Raw genomic sequence first — 13,857 nt, 5'->3', positions numbered from 1 at the left:
GCGGCCCGCGAGTGCGGCCGCCTCGAGCGCGGGACGCGGCAGGCCGCGGACGGCGATGCCGTCCACGGCCTGAAACCTGTTGTACCCCTTGCGTTTCCGCTAATCCGATCCGAGCGTCGCGTCCTTCATCTCGGAGACGGCCGGGACGCGCATCGGGTCGAGGCCGTGGGCGAGCGCGAGGTACACCGACGCGAAGTCGGGGACCGCGATGAGCGAGGCGAGCCGCTCCAGCGAGCAGCCGCCTTCGGCCGGGAGCACGTCGCAGCGGACGCCGCGGCGGGCGGCCAGGTCGGCGACGGCGTCGGCGCGGCGCACGTCCGGCTTGGGGCCGGAGTCGTCGCCGTCGAGGCCGTCGTCGCGCATGAGCACGATCCGCAGCCGGGTCAGCTTGTCGTCGTCCTCGGGGTCGGCGAAGATGTCGGTCTGGCCTTCGGCGAGCGAGCCGAACACGCCGTCGAGGAGGCCGACGCGGCCGCGGCCGACCTCGCCGAGCTCGCCGGAGACGACCGGGTAGCGGGAGTTCGCGGCGAGCATGTCGCCGAAGCGGCGGGCCGCGACGCCCGCGAGCGGGCTCGAGCCCCACACGACGGGGATCGACCCGGCCAGGTTCATCGCGAGCTCCTTCGCCGGGTTGACGTACGCGTCGGCGTCGGGGCGGCAGCGCTCGGCGTCCTCGTCGAGCCGCCGCGCGGTCTCGGCGATGTCCGCTTCCACGAGGTTGACGAGCCCGAGCTCCCTGGCGGCCATGAGGACCGGGACGGTGAGCGCCCACAGGCTCAGTCGCGCGGGGGCGCGGCGGGGGACCGCCACGAACGACGCGCGGGCGCGTTCGGCGAGCGCCTGCAGCTCCGAGTCGGGGGCGCCGATGGCGACGAGGCGCGCGCCGCGGCGGGCGGCGGCCTCGGCGGCGGCGAGCGCCTCGGGGCTGCGGCCGGAGGCGGAGACGGCGATGACCACGTCGGCCGCGCCGACCCAGCCGGGGACGCCCGCGGACCGGTGCCCGAGGATCGGCACGGGGCAGCGGGGCCCGGCCACGGTGGCGAGGATGTCGCCGGTGCGCGCGGCGGTGCCGACGCCCGCGACGACGACCGCCCGGGGGCGGCCCTCCTCGGCGAGCGCGGTGAGGCCCGCGTCGGCGGCGAGCGCGGCGGACTCGCGGAGCTGCGGTCCGGCGGAGGCGAGCGCCCACAGGGCGCCGCCGGGCCGGATCGACTCGCTCAGGTCGCCTTCGATGCGGCGCTCGTCGGGGAGCCGGTCGCCGGTGATCCCGGCGATGCCGTCGTCCTCAAGACCCATGCTGTACTCCTCCTTGGCCCTGCGGCCCTAGGCGGTTCGCTTCGTTGCCGGGGTGCCTCTACAAGCGAGGCGGCTATTCCGGGCCGTCGTCGAGGAGCATCACGGGGATGCCGTCCTCGACCCGGAAGACCTTGGCGCACTCCGAGCAGGTGAGCGCGTTCGCCTCGCGGTCGTACGAGAGCGGGGCGTGGTGGGGCTCGGGGCAGCGCAGCAGTTCGAGGAGCACTGGCTTGGGCGCGGTGGCGGGCATGGGCTAGTTCCTTACGGTGCGGAGGATGTCGTCCCGCAGCCGCTCCATGGACGCCTGGTCGGGGCCCTCGGCGTTGAGGCGCAGCAGCGGTTCGGTGTTGGACGGGCGCAGGTTGGCCCAGGAGCCGTCTTCGAGGGTGACGGTGAGGCCGTCGAGGCGGTCGGTCGAAACCCCTTCGCGTGCAGCGTACTGCGCGGCGACCTCTTCGATCTTGGCGTGCGGGTCGTCGACCTTCGAGTTGATCTCGCCGGAGGGGACGTAGCGCACGAACTCGTCGGCGAGTTCGGCGGCGCTGCGGTCGCCTTCGCCCACGGCCGCGAGGACGTGCATCGCGGCGAGCATGCCGGTGTCGGCGAACCAGAAGTCCTTGAAGTAGTAGTGCGCGGAGTGCTCGCCACCGAAGACCGCGTCGACCTCGGCCATGTCGGCCTTGATGTAGGAGTGGCCGACGCGGGTGCGCACAGGGCGGCCGCCGTGCTCGGCGACGATCTCGGGGACGGCCTTCGAGGTGATGAGGTTGTGGCAGATGGCGCTGCCGGGGTGCTTGGCGAGTTCGCGGGTGGCGATGAGCGCGGTGATCGCGGACGGGGTGACGGGCTCGCCGTCGGCGTCCACGACGAAGCAGCGGTCGGCGTCGCCGTCGAAGGCGAGGCCGAGGTCGGCGCCGACCTCTTTGACGCGGGCCTGGAGGTCGACGATGTTCGCCGGTTCGAGGGGGTTGGCCTCGTGGTTGGGGAAGGTGCCGTCGAGTTCGAAGTACATCGGGTCGATCTCGAGCGGGAGCCCGGCGAGAAGCTGTGAACCGAGGACGGCGGGGACGGTGTGGCCGCCCATGCCGTTGCCGGCGTCGACGACGATCTTGAGCGGCCGGATCCGGGAGAGGTCGACGAGGTCGCGCATGTGCTGGGCGTAGGCCGCGAGGAAGTCCTCGCTCGTGGTCGTCCCGGGCTTGTCGGCCTCGGGGGCCGGTTCGCCGTCGAGGATGGCCTGGGCCTTGTCGCGGATGTCGGCGAGGCCGGTGTCGAGGCCGATGGGGCGGGCCGCCGGGAGGCACATCTTCAGGCCGTTGTACTCGGCCGGGTTGTGGCTGGCGGTGAACATCGCGCCGGCGACGTTCCGCTTGCCGGCGATGAAGTAGAGCATGTCGGTCGAGCAGAGCCCGGCCTCGATGACGTCCGCTCCGGCGCGGGTCGCGCCGCGCGCGAAGGCCTCGGCGAAGCCGGGGCCGGAGTCGCGCATGTCGTGGCCCACGGCCCAGGTCGTCTCACCGGTCACGGCCACGGCGGCCGCGCCGATGGCCTCCATGACCTCGGGGGTGAGCTGTGAGCCGACGAGTCCGCGCACGTCGTAGGCCTTCACGAATTCGCTGAGGTTGGTAGCCACTCAGTTGCCGCCTTTCCGGTGTTGCGGGTCCGGTCGGGGTGCGTCGGGCGCACTCGGCGAGCCGTCGTCTGGCGCCCTCGGCGAGGCTTGCAAGCCGAAACTTGGCACCGTCGCCAAGGCCACCCCGTGACGAGACTAGCGCTGTAGGTCCTCGTCGCCGGACACCACCCGGAGGTGACGCCGGGCACCGATCTGGGGCGCGGCGGGGCGGAGCCCTTGGCGCTGAGACGCATCGGGCTCGTCGTACCGGCTCCCCGTCATGGGCGCAGACTCGACCGGCTCGACCTCGTGCCTGTCGCCGACGGCGGCCTCCCGCACGGCGTTGGCCAGTGCGACCAGGTCGTCGTCGGTGGGCATGGGCACCGTGTAGTCGCCTTGGTGGCGGACCAGTTCCCAGCCGTGGGGCACGGTGAGGCGCCGGGCGTGCGCATCACACAGGTCATAGCTATGGGGTTCCCGCGTCGTGGAGAGCGGGCCGACCACAGCCGTCGAATCCGAGTAGATATATGTCAAAGTGGCCACCGCAGGCTGGCGGCAGCCGTTCCGGGAGCAACGCCGATCCGACCTCACTCCACGAAACTACCACTCGCGGTGGCGAAGTCAGCGGCGCTGAACTGTGGTCCGATGCGGAATTGTCCGGATCGGGATCGCGGGGCCCGAATTCGTCGGCGGCGGACGCTAAGGTTTCTGCATGCGCAGAGATCGACACGGACGGGGTATGCGGGGGCCGCTGGCGCCCCGGGCCCTGCCGCTGCGTCGCACGCCCGTCGAGAAGTTCGACGCGCTGGTGATGGATTCGGTGGTCGAGATCGAGCGCCACCTCGCGGAGTCCCTCGGTTCGAAGTTCACCGACCTGCGGCACATCGAGTTCGCCGTGGACGAGGTGCCGCCGGAGTCGCAGCACTACGACGCGGACATCGTGGAGGACCGCGGGGTGCCGCTCTCGAAGCTGTACCCGGCGCAGCCGGGGACCGTGGCGGCCTCGCCGCGGATCGTGCTGTACCGCAGGCCGATCGAGCTGCGTGCCGAGGGCAAGGCCGAGATGGAGGGCCTGGTGCGGGAGGTCCTGACGGAGCAGCTCGCGTCCCTGCTGAACCTGCCGCCGGAGGACCTGGAGTTCTGATCCCGGGCACGGCGCAGGGGCGGGACTTCGATGTCCCGCCCCCGATGCTCGTTCGTAGGGATGCAGTTATGCGGCGACCGGAATGCGCTCCTGCACGGCCGGTTCCTCCGCGAGTTCGCCGATCGGAGCGGGCAGGCGGCCGCCGACCAGCTCCTCCAGCAGGCCCACCTGGCCGCCGATGCCGCTGCCGACCAGGACGGGCTCGGTGTGGCGCTGCTCGGCCGCGAAGACGACCTCCGACGCCAGCGCGGGGTTGATCATCGGGCTCGGGAAGCACACCACCACGGGCAGGCGCTCCGTGCGCCGCCGTGCCGCTTCGCGCGCCTGGCGTTTGATCTTGCGGCGCTCCCGTTCGGAGAGCCCGCCCCAGATGCCGAAGCGCTCATCGTGGTCGAGTGCGTACTGCAGACAGTTCTCTTTGACCTCGCACCTCGCGCAGATGCGTTTCGCATCCCGCGTGGACCCCCCTTTTTCGGGGAAGAACGCCTCCGGATCGGTCTGCGCGCACAATGCGCGAGCCTGCCACTCCGGAACGTTACCCAACAGGTCGGCCAAGTAGTCACGGCCGTCCATATACGTCCGCCTCCTCGTTCGCGCACCGGCAGAACCGGTGCTCCCCCCTTGCAATCACTTGCGCTGCACCGGGTTGCGGACTGGCGGGCTGGACGCGTCCCCTCCCCTGAAACGCGTACGGCCGTGCTGCGGACGAGCCGGTCGTCCGCTGGTGCCTTGTCCTGCATGGTGTGCTTCTGGTGAAGCCCGGTGCCCGCGGGCGGCCTGTAGATGGGGCCGCACCGCCATTACTCGTCGCTATGGACGATGAGTGCTCATCGCTATTCGGTCACGGTTCGATATCAGACGATAGCGCACAGTGAACTGAATGATGGAAGGACCCCTCAGACTCACGCTTGTGGGGGACTTTGCTTGACAGGTTCCGGAGTGGAGGATCGCTCGCGAGTTCCGTTCCATCGCACGAAGACCAGGCCGATACCGGCCAGGGTCAGCCACACCGCGTCGAGCAGGAGTCGCTCCACGGCGGCGCGGGTGTCGATGAAGACCTGTCCTTCCTCAGCCAACTGCCTGGCATCGTCGAATCCGTACCGGGCTGCCGACAGCGCCAGCAGTACACCGATAACGATGTAGCAGACGTAAACGAGACGGGTAACGCGAACTGTCACCCGTCCGGGTCGCGTGTCGGGCGCCAGGAACGCCGCCATTGCTGGCAGGGCGACCGGTACGACCGAGAAGAGGGTGCTCCGGGCCTCGTCGGTGAAGGCGATCCCGGCGGCGCGGCGGATCGTGTCGTCGCGCGGGTCGAGTCCGGCCCCGAACAGCCACTGGGACAAGGCGACACCGATGAACACCAGTGCGCAGGCGAGGAGGGCGGCCGCGATGACGGTCCGTTGACGTGACCCGAGCTTCATGGCCGCAATTAGACCAGATCGGTTCTATTGGCCTGCTTGAGTTCCTCGACCAGGCCCTTGACTTCCTGCGCCCGGTCGCGGGGGCACACCAGAAGCGCGTCGGGGGTGTCGACGATGATGAGGTCGTCGACGCCGACGGTGGCGACGAGCCGCCCGGCGGCCGGGACGACGACGTTCCGCTTCGACTCGGTGAGGATCGTCTGGCCCGAGCCCTTCGGCTCGACGATGACGTTCCCGACCTTGTCGTTGGCCGGGAGGACCTGGCCGAGCGTGTTGTAGTCGCCCACGTCGTGCCACTCGAAGTCGCCGGGGACGACGCCCACTTTGCCCGCGGCGGCCGCGGGCTCCATGACGGCGTAGTCGATCGAGATCTTCTCCAGGGTCGGCCACAGCTGCGCGAACAGGGCCTCGCGGCGGTTGGAGTCCCACGCGGCGGCGAGGGTGCGCACGGCGTCGTGGAGGGCGGGGCGGTGGCGCTTGAGCTCGGCGAGGTAGGCGTCGACCCGCCACACGAACATGCCGGCGTTCCACAGGTAGTTCCCGGCCGAGACGTACTCGACGGCCGAGACCTGGTCGGGCTTCTCGACGAACGCCCCGAGCTGGTAGCCGGGGCCGACCGGAGGGCCGAGCCGCAGGTAGCCGAAGCCGGTGTCGGGGCCGGTGGGGGTGATCCCGATGGTCATGAGCAGGCCCGTGGAGGCCAGCTCCATGGCCTTCTGCACGGTCTTGGCGAAGGCCTCGCCGTTGAGCACCAGGTGGTCGGCGGCGAAGGAGCCCATGATCGCGGTCGGGTCGCGCTCGGCGATGACGGCGGCGGCCAGGCTGATCGCGGCGGCGGAGTCGCGCGGGGAGGGCTCGACGAGGATGTTGTCGCCGGGGACCTCGGGCAGCTGGCGGGCCACGTCGACGGCATGGGCCGCGCCGGTGACGACGTAGACGTGGTCGGGGTCGGACAGCAGCCGGGCCCGCTCGACGGTCGATTGCAGCAACGACGAGTCGGTGCCCGTGAGGGGCAGCAGGAACTTGGGCCGTTGCGCGCGAGACAGGGGCCAGAGCCGAGTTCCGGAACCGCCCGCGGGGACCACCGCGTGAAGCATGCCAATAGTCTTGCATGCCGCTCCCACGTGCCCGTTCACCACCTGCGGCGGGCCCTGTGGAGTGACGCGGGGGTTGCGGCGGCGTGAAGAACGGGGCAACTCGGCAGCGTCTCGAGTGGTGATACCGGTTTCTATAGCGCTTGCCTCCCGGGGCAGACTGGGACTGAGTCCGATCCTTGAGGAGACCCCATGCCCATCCGCTTCGACGAAGCCGCCCTCACCTGGCACCTCACCGGGGCCGACCGCTCCTACGTCGTCGGCGTCCGCGACGGCCTGCCCCGCCAACTGCACTGGGGCCCCGCGATCCCGGACGGGGCCGTCGCCTCGCTCGTGCCCGAATGGCGCGAGGCCTACTCGTGGGACGACCGGCTCCACACCGGCGCCGAACTCCTCGGCGAACTCGGACCCCAGTTCGCGACCCCGTCCCTGCAACTGCGCCACCCCGACGGCGCCAAGGGCTTCGCGTGGAACTACGAGGATCACTCGATCGAGGACGAGCACCTCGCGATCCGCTTCACCGACCGCGACCTGGCCCTGACCCTGCACTACCGGCTCTGGGACACCGGCGTCCTCGACCGCTGGGCCTCCCTCGAGGCCGCGTCCCCGGTCGAGCTCACCCGCTTCGACGCCGCCGCCTGGACCCTCCCGCACTGGGACGACTACCGGCTCTCCCACCTCAGCGGCGAATGGGCCGCCGAATGGCAGCTGCGGCGCACGCCCCTCCCCGTCGGCGAGACCGCGATCGGCTCCCGCCGCGGACTCACCGGCCACCAGTCGAACCCGTGGACCGCCGTCGACGACGGCACCGCGACCGAGACCGCCGGGACCGTCTACTCCATGAACCTCGCCTGGTCCGGCTCCTGGCGCGTCCTGCTCCGCCGCTCCGCCCAGGGCCGCGTCTCGGTCACCGGCGGCGCCGGGCACGAAGGCCTGCGCTGGACCCTCCGCGCGGGCGAGACCTGGACGACCCCCGTCTACTCCGGGCTCTGCGCGACCGACGGCTTCGGCGGTGCCTCGCGCACCTGGCACGAGCACCTGCGCCGCCACGTCATGCCCACCCCCGAAGAGGACGCGCCCGTCCTCTTCAACTCCTGGGAGGCCGTGTTCTTCGACGTGGCCGAGGACAAGCAGCGCCCGCTCGTCGAACTCGCCGCGCGCATCGGCTGCGAGCAGTTCGTCGTCGACGACGGCTGGTTCGGCAAGCGCGTCACCGACAACGCCGGACTCGGCGACTGGCACCCCAACCCCGACCGGTTCCCCGAAGGCCTCGGGCCGCTCATCGACGCCGTGCACGCCGCCGGCATGAAGTTCGGGATCTGGGTCGAACCCGAGATGTGCAACGCCGACTCCGACCTCCACCGCGCCCACCCCGACTGGATCCACCACCAGGCCGGGCGCGACCGCACCGAACTGCGCCAGCAGCTCGTCCTCGACTACGGCCGCCCCGAAGTCGCCGCCTGGGCCTACGCGTGGCTCGACGACCTCTTGAGCGCCAACGACATCGACTACGTCAAATGGGACCACAACCGGCCCTGGACCGAGGTCGGCCGCCCCGGCGACGACGACCCCGACCGGGCTTGGTTCGAGCACGTCGAAGCCGTCTACTCCATCAAAGAACGCCTGCGCGCCAAGCACCCCCGCGTGCGCATCGAAGGCTGCGCGGGCGGTGGCGGCCGCGTCGACCCCGGCATGCTCCGCCACGTCGACCAGGTCTGGACCTCGGACAACACCGACGCGGGCGACCGCGTCGACATCCAGTACGGGTTCAGCCAGGCCTACCCCGCGCGCGCCATGGACACGTGGATCACCGACGAGCCCAGCGGCTTCAACCGGCGCACCACCTCGCTGCGGTTCCGCTTCCACGTCGCCAGCGCCGGCGTGCTCGCCGTGGGCGGCAACCTCACCGAGTGGTCCGAGGCCGAACTCGACGAGGCCGCCGAGCATGTCGCGCAGTACAAGCGGCTGCGGCCGGTCGTCCAGCACGGCGTCCAGTACCGCCTCGGCGACCCGGAGACCTCCCCGCTCACCGGGGTCCAGTACGTGCAGGGCGACCGGATCGCGGTCCTGGCGTTCAAGACCCCGCACCACTGCAACCGGCCCCTCGCGCCGCTGCGGCCCGAAGGCCTCGCGGCCGACTCGCGCTGGCTCGACGAGGACACCGGCGAGATCCACTGGGGAGCGACACTGAACGTGCTCGGGCTGCCACTGAAATGGAGCGACGCCGACTGGGACTCCGCGATCCTGCGACTGCGCAGAGTGGAATAGCGAATCCGCTCGGTAATTGCGCACGTTGTGTGATCAAGCAGGTCCGAACGGTTGCAGTGAGCGGAATCTCGTGAATTGACCGGTTAGCCGCCGTTTTGGAATTTGCACCGCTGCCATAGACTCCACGCTGTTCCGCCCGAACGATCCGATCGAACGACATCAATAGGAGTTACCCCGTGGCTTACCCGCCCGCCCCCGCGCCCATGCAGCAGCCCGTCCCCGTCAAGCAGGGCAACGGCTTCGGCGTGACCGCGCTCGTGCTCGGCATCATCGCGATTGTCGGCGCATGGATCCCGTTCGTCAACGTCGTGAGCATGATCCTCGGCGGCCTCGCCCTCATCTTCGGTATCATCGCGCTCGTCGTCGCAGGCAAGCGCAATGGCAAAGGCAAGGGCACCGGCGGCACCGGTCTCGTGCTCGGCGTCCTCGCCATCGGCGGCGCCATCGCGATGAACGTCCTGGTGTTCAACGCGATCTCCGACGAGGCCGACCAGATCGAGCAGGACACGATCGCCGACTGCGTCGAGTCCGGTGTCGGCACCGAGGAAGAGTGCCAGCAGATCTGGGACGACGCCGAAGACTCCGTCTACGGCGAGTAGTCTCACCTCACGCAAAAGGGCCGCAGCGGTTTCGCTGCGGCCCTTCGTCATTCGTCTAGAACAGCCGCGGCTGGCTCTCGTCCACGGCCCCGCGGAGGTCGTCGTAGTCCAGCACGACGCAGCGGATCCCGCGGTCCTCGGCGAGCACCCGCGCCTGCGGCTTGATGGCCTGGGCGGCGAAGACGCCGTCCACCGGGGCCAGCAGCGGGTCGCGGTTGAGCAGCTCCAGGTACCGGGTCAGCTGCTCGACGCCGTCGATCTCCCCGCGCCGCTTGATCTCCACGGCCACGTGCTTCCCGTCCGAGTCGCGGCACATGAGGTCCACCGGCCCGATCGCGGTCGGGTACTCCCGCCGCACCAGCGACCAGCCCTTCCCGAGCGGGGCCGTGTCGGCGGCCAGCAGCTCCTGCAGGTGCGCCTCGACGCCGTCCTTCTGCAGTCCCGGGTCGACGCCCAGCTCATGGCTGGAGTCGTGGAAGACCTCTTCGATCGTGATCTTCAACTGGTCGCCGGTCTTCTTCGAGGTCACCGTCCACTCGGTCGCGCCCTCGACGACCGTGCACGGCGGCGTCATCCAGTTCAGCGGCTTGTACGACCCCCCGTCGGCGTGCACCAGCACGCTCCCATCCGCCTTCCATATTAGCAAACGGGTAGCCATGGGCAAATGGGCAGAAAGCCGACCTGTGTAATCAACCTGGCACCGTGCCACCAACAAACGCATGGCAAGCACCCTACCCGTGGCGCCGCGACGCGCGGGAATGACGGGCCTGGGGCAGTGGGCTGTCGGTCTGTACTCATCCTCGGGGCGGTAACGGATTCCCGGTGTCGGTCGTTCGGGATAGCGTTCCCGGACGTGCGCGTTCTGCGCCGGACTTGGATTGGAGTTGGACATGGGTGCATCTGGATGGGACTACTCAGTGAAGTGGGAGGGCTCAATCGAGGCGACCTTCGCGAAGCTGCGACGCGACGCCTTCGAGTCGGGTGACTTCTACTGGCCTTGGGAAGACGGCGACTCGGAGAACCTGAAGCCGCGCTCGCTGGAGGAATGGGACGGCTCGAAGTATGGCAACGGCTACCCCGGGGCGCACTCGATCGTAGACATCCGCGAGGTCGTATCCGGAGTGGAGCTCGACGACCTGCTGCCCCATCAGAGCCTGGCGTTCACCGCTGAAGAGTTGGTCGCGCTGCTCGGGTCGGCGACGCCTACTACGCAGGATTGGGAGCGGATCGGCGGAGTGAAGGCCGAGGAACTCGGGGAATACGAGGCGGACACCGACAGCGCCCGACACCTTGTGCTCTGGGGAGAGGGCGAACCTGAGCTGGTCGTCTTCTGGGGGATCTCAGGAGACTGATTCACTTGACGTCTCTAGGAAGGCGGCGTACCGCGCAGCAGCTCCAGTTGGGTTAGTGTTTGATCGCCGGTCCGCATAGTCGGAACGGCAACCCCGATAACCCCGTTCCCGCTGGTGTCCCTCAAGACGGCTGATTTCCGTTCCCAGGCATCAACGGGATGAACTGGATAGTGAGCCCTTCCATGCGACGTGTCCTCGTAGGCGCGGGTCTTCCGCTGATGCTGGTGGCAGCATGCCAATCCGACGCAGGAACCGATGCGAATACCTCGGATACGGTGCCTGCGACCGAGCTTGGTGCGGATCTCGACGTATCTACGGTGGGCGCGACGACTGAACTCGCCTGGTCGGCCACGACCTTCGCGGGCATGACGGCCGTCGTAGGCGACGTAGTCGTGTACTACAGCCTGGATGAAAATCAGGAGACCGTCCTGAGCGGTGCCGCCGCCGATACCGGCGAACTTCTCTGGCAGCTCGGCCAGGGAGACGACGGGATCGAAGGCACCAGCCTCGACCGCTGGCTGCCACCAAAGCCGGAGAAGGTCGAGGCCGTCGAGGTGGACGGAGTGCCGGCTGTACTCGCTCGGGCGCTCGATGGCGACGTCAGCGACGCCTCATCGGAATGCGGAGACGCAACGGCGCAGCATGCGGTCGTGGCGATCGAGGCAGCCACCGGCGAGATCCTCTGGTCCAGCCATCCGGCCCCGCCTGGTCCTGAGAACAATTGCTTGTCCCTCTTCGAGTTCGACATGGTCACCACCGAGGACATCGCGGTGGTAAACGGCTCCGGTAACGGGTTGGGCAGCCCGCTTGCCAGCGTCGCACTCGACCTGGACTCGGGAGAGGTCCTGTGGCAGCGCGACGGCGTCGAGATGACGCGTTCGACCCGAAACGCGATCATCGGCGTCCGCAACATCACCGACGAAGCGCGCTGCGGGTTCGATTACGAATTCCTCTACACCGGATTCGACACCGACAACGGCGAACCCCTATGGGAACTCGATCCCTGCGAGGACCCCACGGTCCTTGGCCTGCTCGCCGAACAAGTGCTGTTCGAGGTCGGCGAGGGCGACACCGCGGAGCTTCGCGCGCTGGACGCGTTCACCGGAGAAGTGCTGGCGTCCCACACGGGCGGGACGCTGCCCGAGTATTGCCCGACCGACGGTGCCCGCCTGATCGTCTGCCCCGTTCCAGCCGAGAGCGCCGAAGACGGCGAGTCGGCACTGCTCCTGTATGACGCGGAGACTGCGTCCTTCACAGTGCTCGACCTTGAATCTGCATCCGATGCCGGCTTCCCCTATCTGATCTGGCAGGACCAGATCGCCTTCTACTCGAACGACGCGAACACCACGCGGCTCTTCGACATCGCGACCAGCAGCGAAACCGCCGCGTTCCCCGGCTGGTGGTCGGGCGCCGCAGGCTCGTTCCGACTGTCGACCCCTCCCGCCTACCTGGCTGAAGTCGAGTCTGAGCTTGAGGTCTACACCGTCACCGGCTGATGGCGAGTCAGTCGAAGAGCGTGTCACTCCAACAGAACCAGAACGTTCGTTTTCGATGTGCAGGAGGAACTCGGCGTAGCCATGCGTCGTAACGTACTGCTCATGCATGTTCGACAAGATGATGAAGTGCTAGACAGGTTGGCACCGAGTGCGCGCAGCTTCGTCTACTCCAACGGAGTTCGGACGAGCCCCCGGGAGTTTGACCGATATCGGGGGGACTGGATCGAAGGTGGCGTTCCTTCGGAGGTAGTTGATCGGGCGATGGAGTTTCAAAGGTTGTGGGGCGGTCTCGCGCTGCCGCCGGGTCCGTTCTATGACGGTGGCCCCAAATATTTCGAAGTCGGTGGCTTCGAACGGGCTGAGACCGGTGAGTGGCTGTTCGAAGTCGGTCCTTCCAGGACTGCTGTGCCGTACGGGTTCATGATCGGTCCCGATGGAGCGTTCGGGATCGCCACGACTCGCTGGGTGGCACTGCACGCGTCGATCGAGGGTTGGATCTGGTCGCTCTCCCTTGCGCACGACGCCTTCACTCACGCCGAGCAGGTCACCAGGTTCAGAAGTAGCCGTGTCGAATCGATCGACTTCACCGGGCTTGATCGGGTCGAGGGGACTGAGGGTCTCGTCGACACGTGGTGGCGCGGTGACGGGGCGCTTCTCGCAAGTTGCTCAGGAGAAGCCGAGGCATTCGAAGCTCCGCAGACCCGCGAGGTGTTGCGATACACGGGTGTTCCCGGCTGGCTTCTGGACTGCGGTGAGGGCCAACAAGGATGAAGGATCAGTGGAAGCGTGCTGACGGCGGTGAGGTGGCGTGGCTGGCCGAGCTCGACACGGAGTCGATCACCGGGTTCGATATCGAGCGCGGTAAGCCGGGGCCGCTGTGGATCTTGAACGCGATGTACGAGCAGGTGGCTCCAACTGACGGCGAGACCCATGATGAGCGGCACAAGCGCATGCTCGCTTCCGGTGAGGTGGAGCCGTGGCGGGTCGGGGACTGGGTCGAGACCGATTCGCCTGCGTTGACGGCGACGGGCGGAGGTCTTGGGTGGGAGGGAGATCCTGGTGCCGGGTGGCGACGCCTGCGGTGGCGTGAACTCGCTGAGCGAGTCGGCGACACGGTAGTGCCCACGCATGTGCCCGAGGGCATGCGATACCCCTCCTACCACGCGTTCCCCTCTGCAAAACGCAACAGTTCGTGGCCGGTGTCGATCCAACCGCCGACCGAAGGCAGCCTGGACCGGGAGAGCTTCCACGCGCTGGTCGAGGTGCTGCGGGCCTTCTCCGGTCCGGATACAGAGGTCTTCGCGCACTGGTCCCAGTGGATCGCACGCGATTTCGAGGTCCTCGAGGTCTACCGGGGCCTGCTTCGCGACGCGGAGTCGCTAGAGCAGCTTGATTACCAGGGGAGCCCTTCGAACATCTGGCCGGTCGACCGCTCGTGGCTGGTTTACACGGACTGGGACCTGTGGGGGACGAAGGTATCGGGTCCGCCTGAGCTCTTGTCGACGATCGAGGCCAGTGACTTCCTCGAGACCGTACGGCTGCCGCTCGACTGAGGGCGGGTCCCGGAAGGCC

At 68.7% G+C, this 13,857-nt stretch carries 14 protein-coding genes and 1 pseudogene; 7 read left to right on the top strand and 8 right to left on the bottom strand.

The window, feature by feature from the left end:
• Positions 1-99: 99 nt before the first annotated feature.
• From ACGGCP_RS22980 to ACGGCP_RS22965, 4 genes are all read right to left on the bottom strand, one after another.
• Positions 100-1,296 (bottom strand): SIS domain-containing protein, encoded by a 1,197-nt coding sequence (locus ACGGCP_RS22980; protein ID WP_392969670.1) that lies wholly within the window; start codon positions 1,294-1,296, stop codon positions 100-102.
• Positions 1,297-1,369: 73 nt separating this feature from the next.
• On the bottom strand, positions 1,370-1,546 hold the full coding sequence (locus ACGGCP_RS22975; protein ID WP_392969667.1) for a Trm112 family protein: 177 nt from the start codon (positions 1,544-1,546) through the stop codon (positions 1,370-1,372).
• Positions 1,547-1,549: 3 nt separating this feature from the next.
• Positions 1,550-2,929 carry a phosphomannomutase/phosphoglucomutase gene (locus ACGGCP_RS22970; RefSeq protein ID WP_392969664.1) on the bottom strand — a complete coding sequence of 460 codons (1,380 nt, stop codon included), beginning with the start codon at positions 2,927-2,929 and terminating at the stop codon, positions 1,550-1,552.
• Positions 2,930-3,064: 135 nt separating this feature from the next.
• Positions 3,065-3,499, bottom strand: coding sequence for a DUF3499 domain-containing protein (locus ACGGCP_RS22965; protein ID WP_392969661.1), 435 nt, complete (start codon positions 3,497-3,499; stop codon positions 3,065-3,067).
• 121 nt (positions 3,500-3,620) lie between these two features.
• Between ACGGCP_RS22965 and ACGGCP_RS22960 the strand changes: the two genes are divergently transcribed.
• Positions 3,621-4,052: a metallopeptidase family protein gene (locus ACGGCP_RS22960; RefSeq protein ID WP_392969658.1), complete on the top strand. Its 432-nt coding sequence runs from the start codon at positions 3,621-3,623 to the stop codon at positions 4,050-4,052.
• A 321-nt stretch (positions 4,053-4,373) separates the two neighbouring features.
• Here the strand turns inward: ACGGCP_RS22960 and ACGGCP_RS22955 are convergent.
• The 3 genes and pseudogenes from ACGGCP_RS22955 to ACGGCP_RS22945 form a co-directional block, all read right to left on the bottom strand.
• Positions 4,374-4,625 (bottom strand): annotated as a pseudogene (locus ACGGCP_RS22955) (WhiB family transcriptional regulator); the annotation flags it as partial.
• A 329-nt stretch (positions 4,626-4,954) separates the two neighbouring features.
• Complete coding sequence (locus ACGGCP_RS22950) at positions 4,955-5,476, bottom strand: hypothetical protein (protein ID WP_392969655.1); 522 nt, start codon at positions 5,474-5,476, stop codon at positions 4,955-4,957.
• 8 nt (positions 5,477-5,484) lie between these two features.
• On the bottom strand, positions 5,485-6,573 hold the full coding sequence (locus ACGGCP_RS22945; protein ID WP_392969652.1) for a mannose-1-phosphate guanylyltransferase: 1,089 nt from the start codon (positions 6,571-6,573) through the stop codon (positions 5,485-5,487).
• Between the two features lie 189 nt (positions 6,574-6,762).
• Here ACGGCP_RS22945 and ACGGCP_RS22940 point away from each other — a divergent pair, with 189 nt between their 5' ends.
• Together ACGGCP_RS22940 and ACGGCP_RS22935 are read left to right on the top strand one after the other, a co-directional pair.
• A complete protein-coding gene (locus tag ACGGCP_RS22940) occupies positions 6,763-8,838 on the top strand; it encodes an alpha-galactosidase (RefSeq protein ID WP_392969650.1) in 2,076 nt (691 codons plus the stop codon).
• A 176-nt stretch (positions 8,839-9,014) separates the two neighbouring features.
• Positions 9,015-9,437: a hypothetical protein gene (locus ACGGCP_RS22935; RefSeq protein WP_392969647.1), complete on the top strand. Its 423-nt coding sequence runs from the start codon at positions 9,015-9,017 to the stop codon at positions 9,435-9,437.
• Positions 9,438-9,492: 55 nt separating this feature from the next.
• Here the strand turns inward: ACGGCP_RS22935 and nucS are convergent, their stop codons facing one another.
• Complete coding sequence (gene nucS, locus ACGGCP_RS22930; RefSeq protein WP_392969644.1) at positions 9,493-10,158, bottom strand: endonuclease NucS; 666 nt, start codon at positions 10,156-10,158, stop codon at positions 9,493-9,495.
• Positions 10,159-10,327: 169 nt separating this feature from the next.
• On the opposite strand from nucS, the gene ACGGCP_RS22925 reads away from it, so the two are divergent.
• From ACGGCP_RS22925 to ACGGCP_RS22910, 4 genes are all read left to right on the top strand, one after another.
• A complete protein-coding gene (locus tag ACGGCP_RS22925; protein ID WP_392969641.1) occupies positions 10,328-10,789 on the top strand; it encodes a hypothetical protein in 462 nt (153 codons plus the stop codon).
• A 182-nt stretch (positions 10,790-10,971) separates the two neighbouring features.
• A complete protein-coding gene (locus tag ACGGCP_RS22920) occupies positions 10,972-12,285 on the top strand; it encodes a PQQ-binding-like beta-propeller repeat protein (protein ID WP_392969638.1) in 1,314 nt (437 codons plus the stop codon).
• Between the two features lie 57 nt (positions 12,286-12,342).
• Complete coding sequence (locus ACGGCP_RS22915) at positions 12,343-13,056, top strand: hypothetical protein (protein ID WP_392969636.1); 714 nt, start codon at positions 12,343-12,345, stop codon at positions 13,054-13,056.
• A complete protein-coding gene (locus ACGGCP_RS22910; RefSeq protein WP_392969633.1) occupies positions 13,053-13,838 on the top strand; it encodes a hypothetical protein in 786 nt (261 codons plus the stop codon). The genes ACGGCP_RS22915 and ACGGCP_RS22910 overlap by 4 nt, the downstream gene beginning before the upstream one ends.
• Positions 13,839-13,857: the final 19 nt, after the last annotated feature.

This window comes from Glycomyces sp. NPDC048151 (genome assembly GCF_043202775.1).
GTDB lineage: Bacteria > Actinomycetota > Actinomycetes > Mycobacteriales > Micromonosporaceae > Glycomyces.
This window is presented reverse-complemented; position numbering and strand designations above follow the sequence as displayed.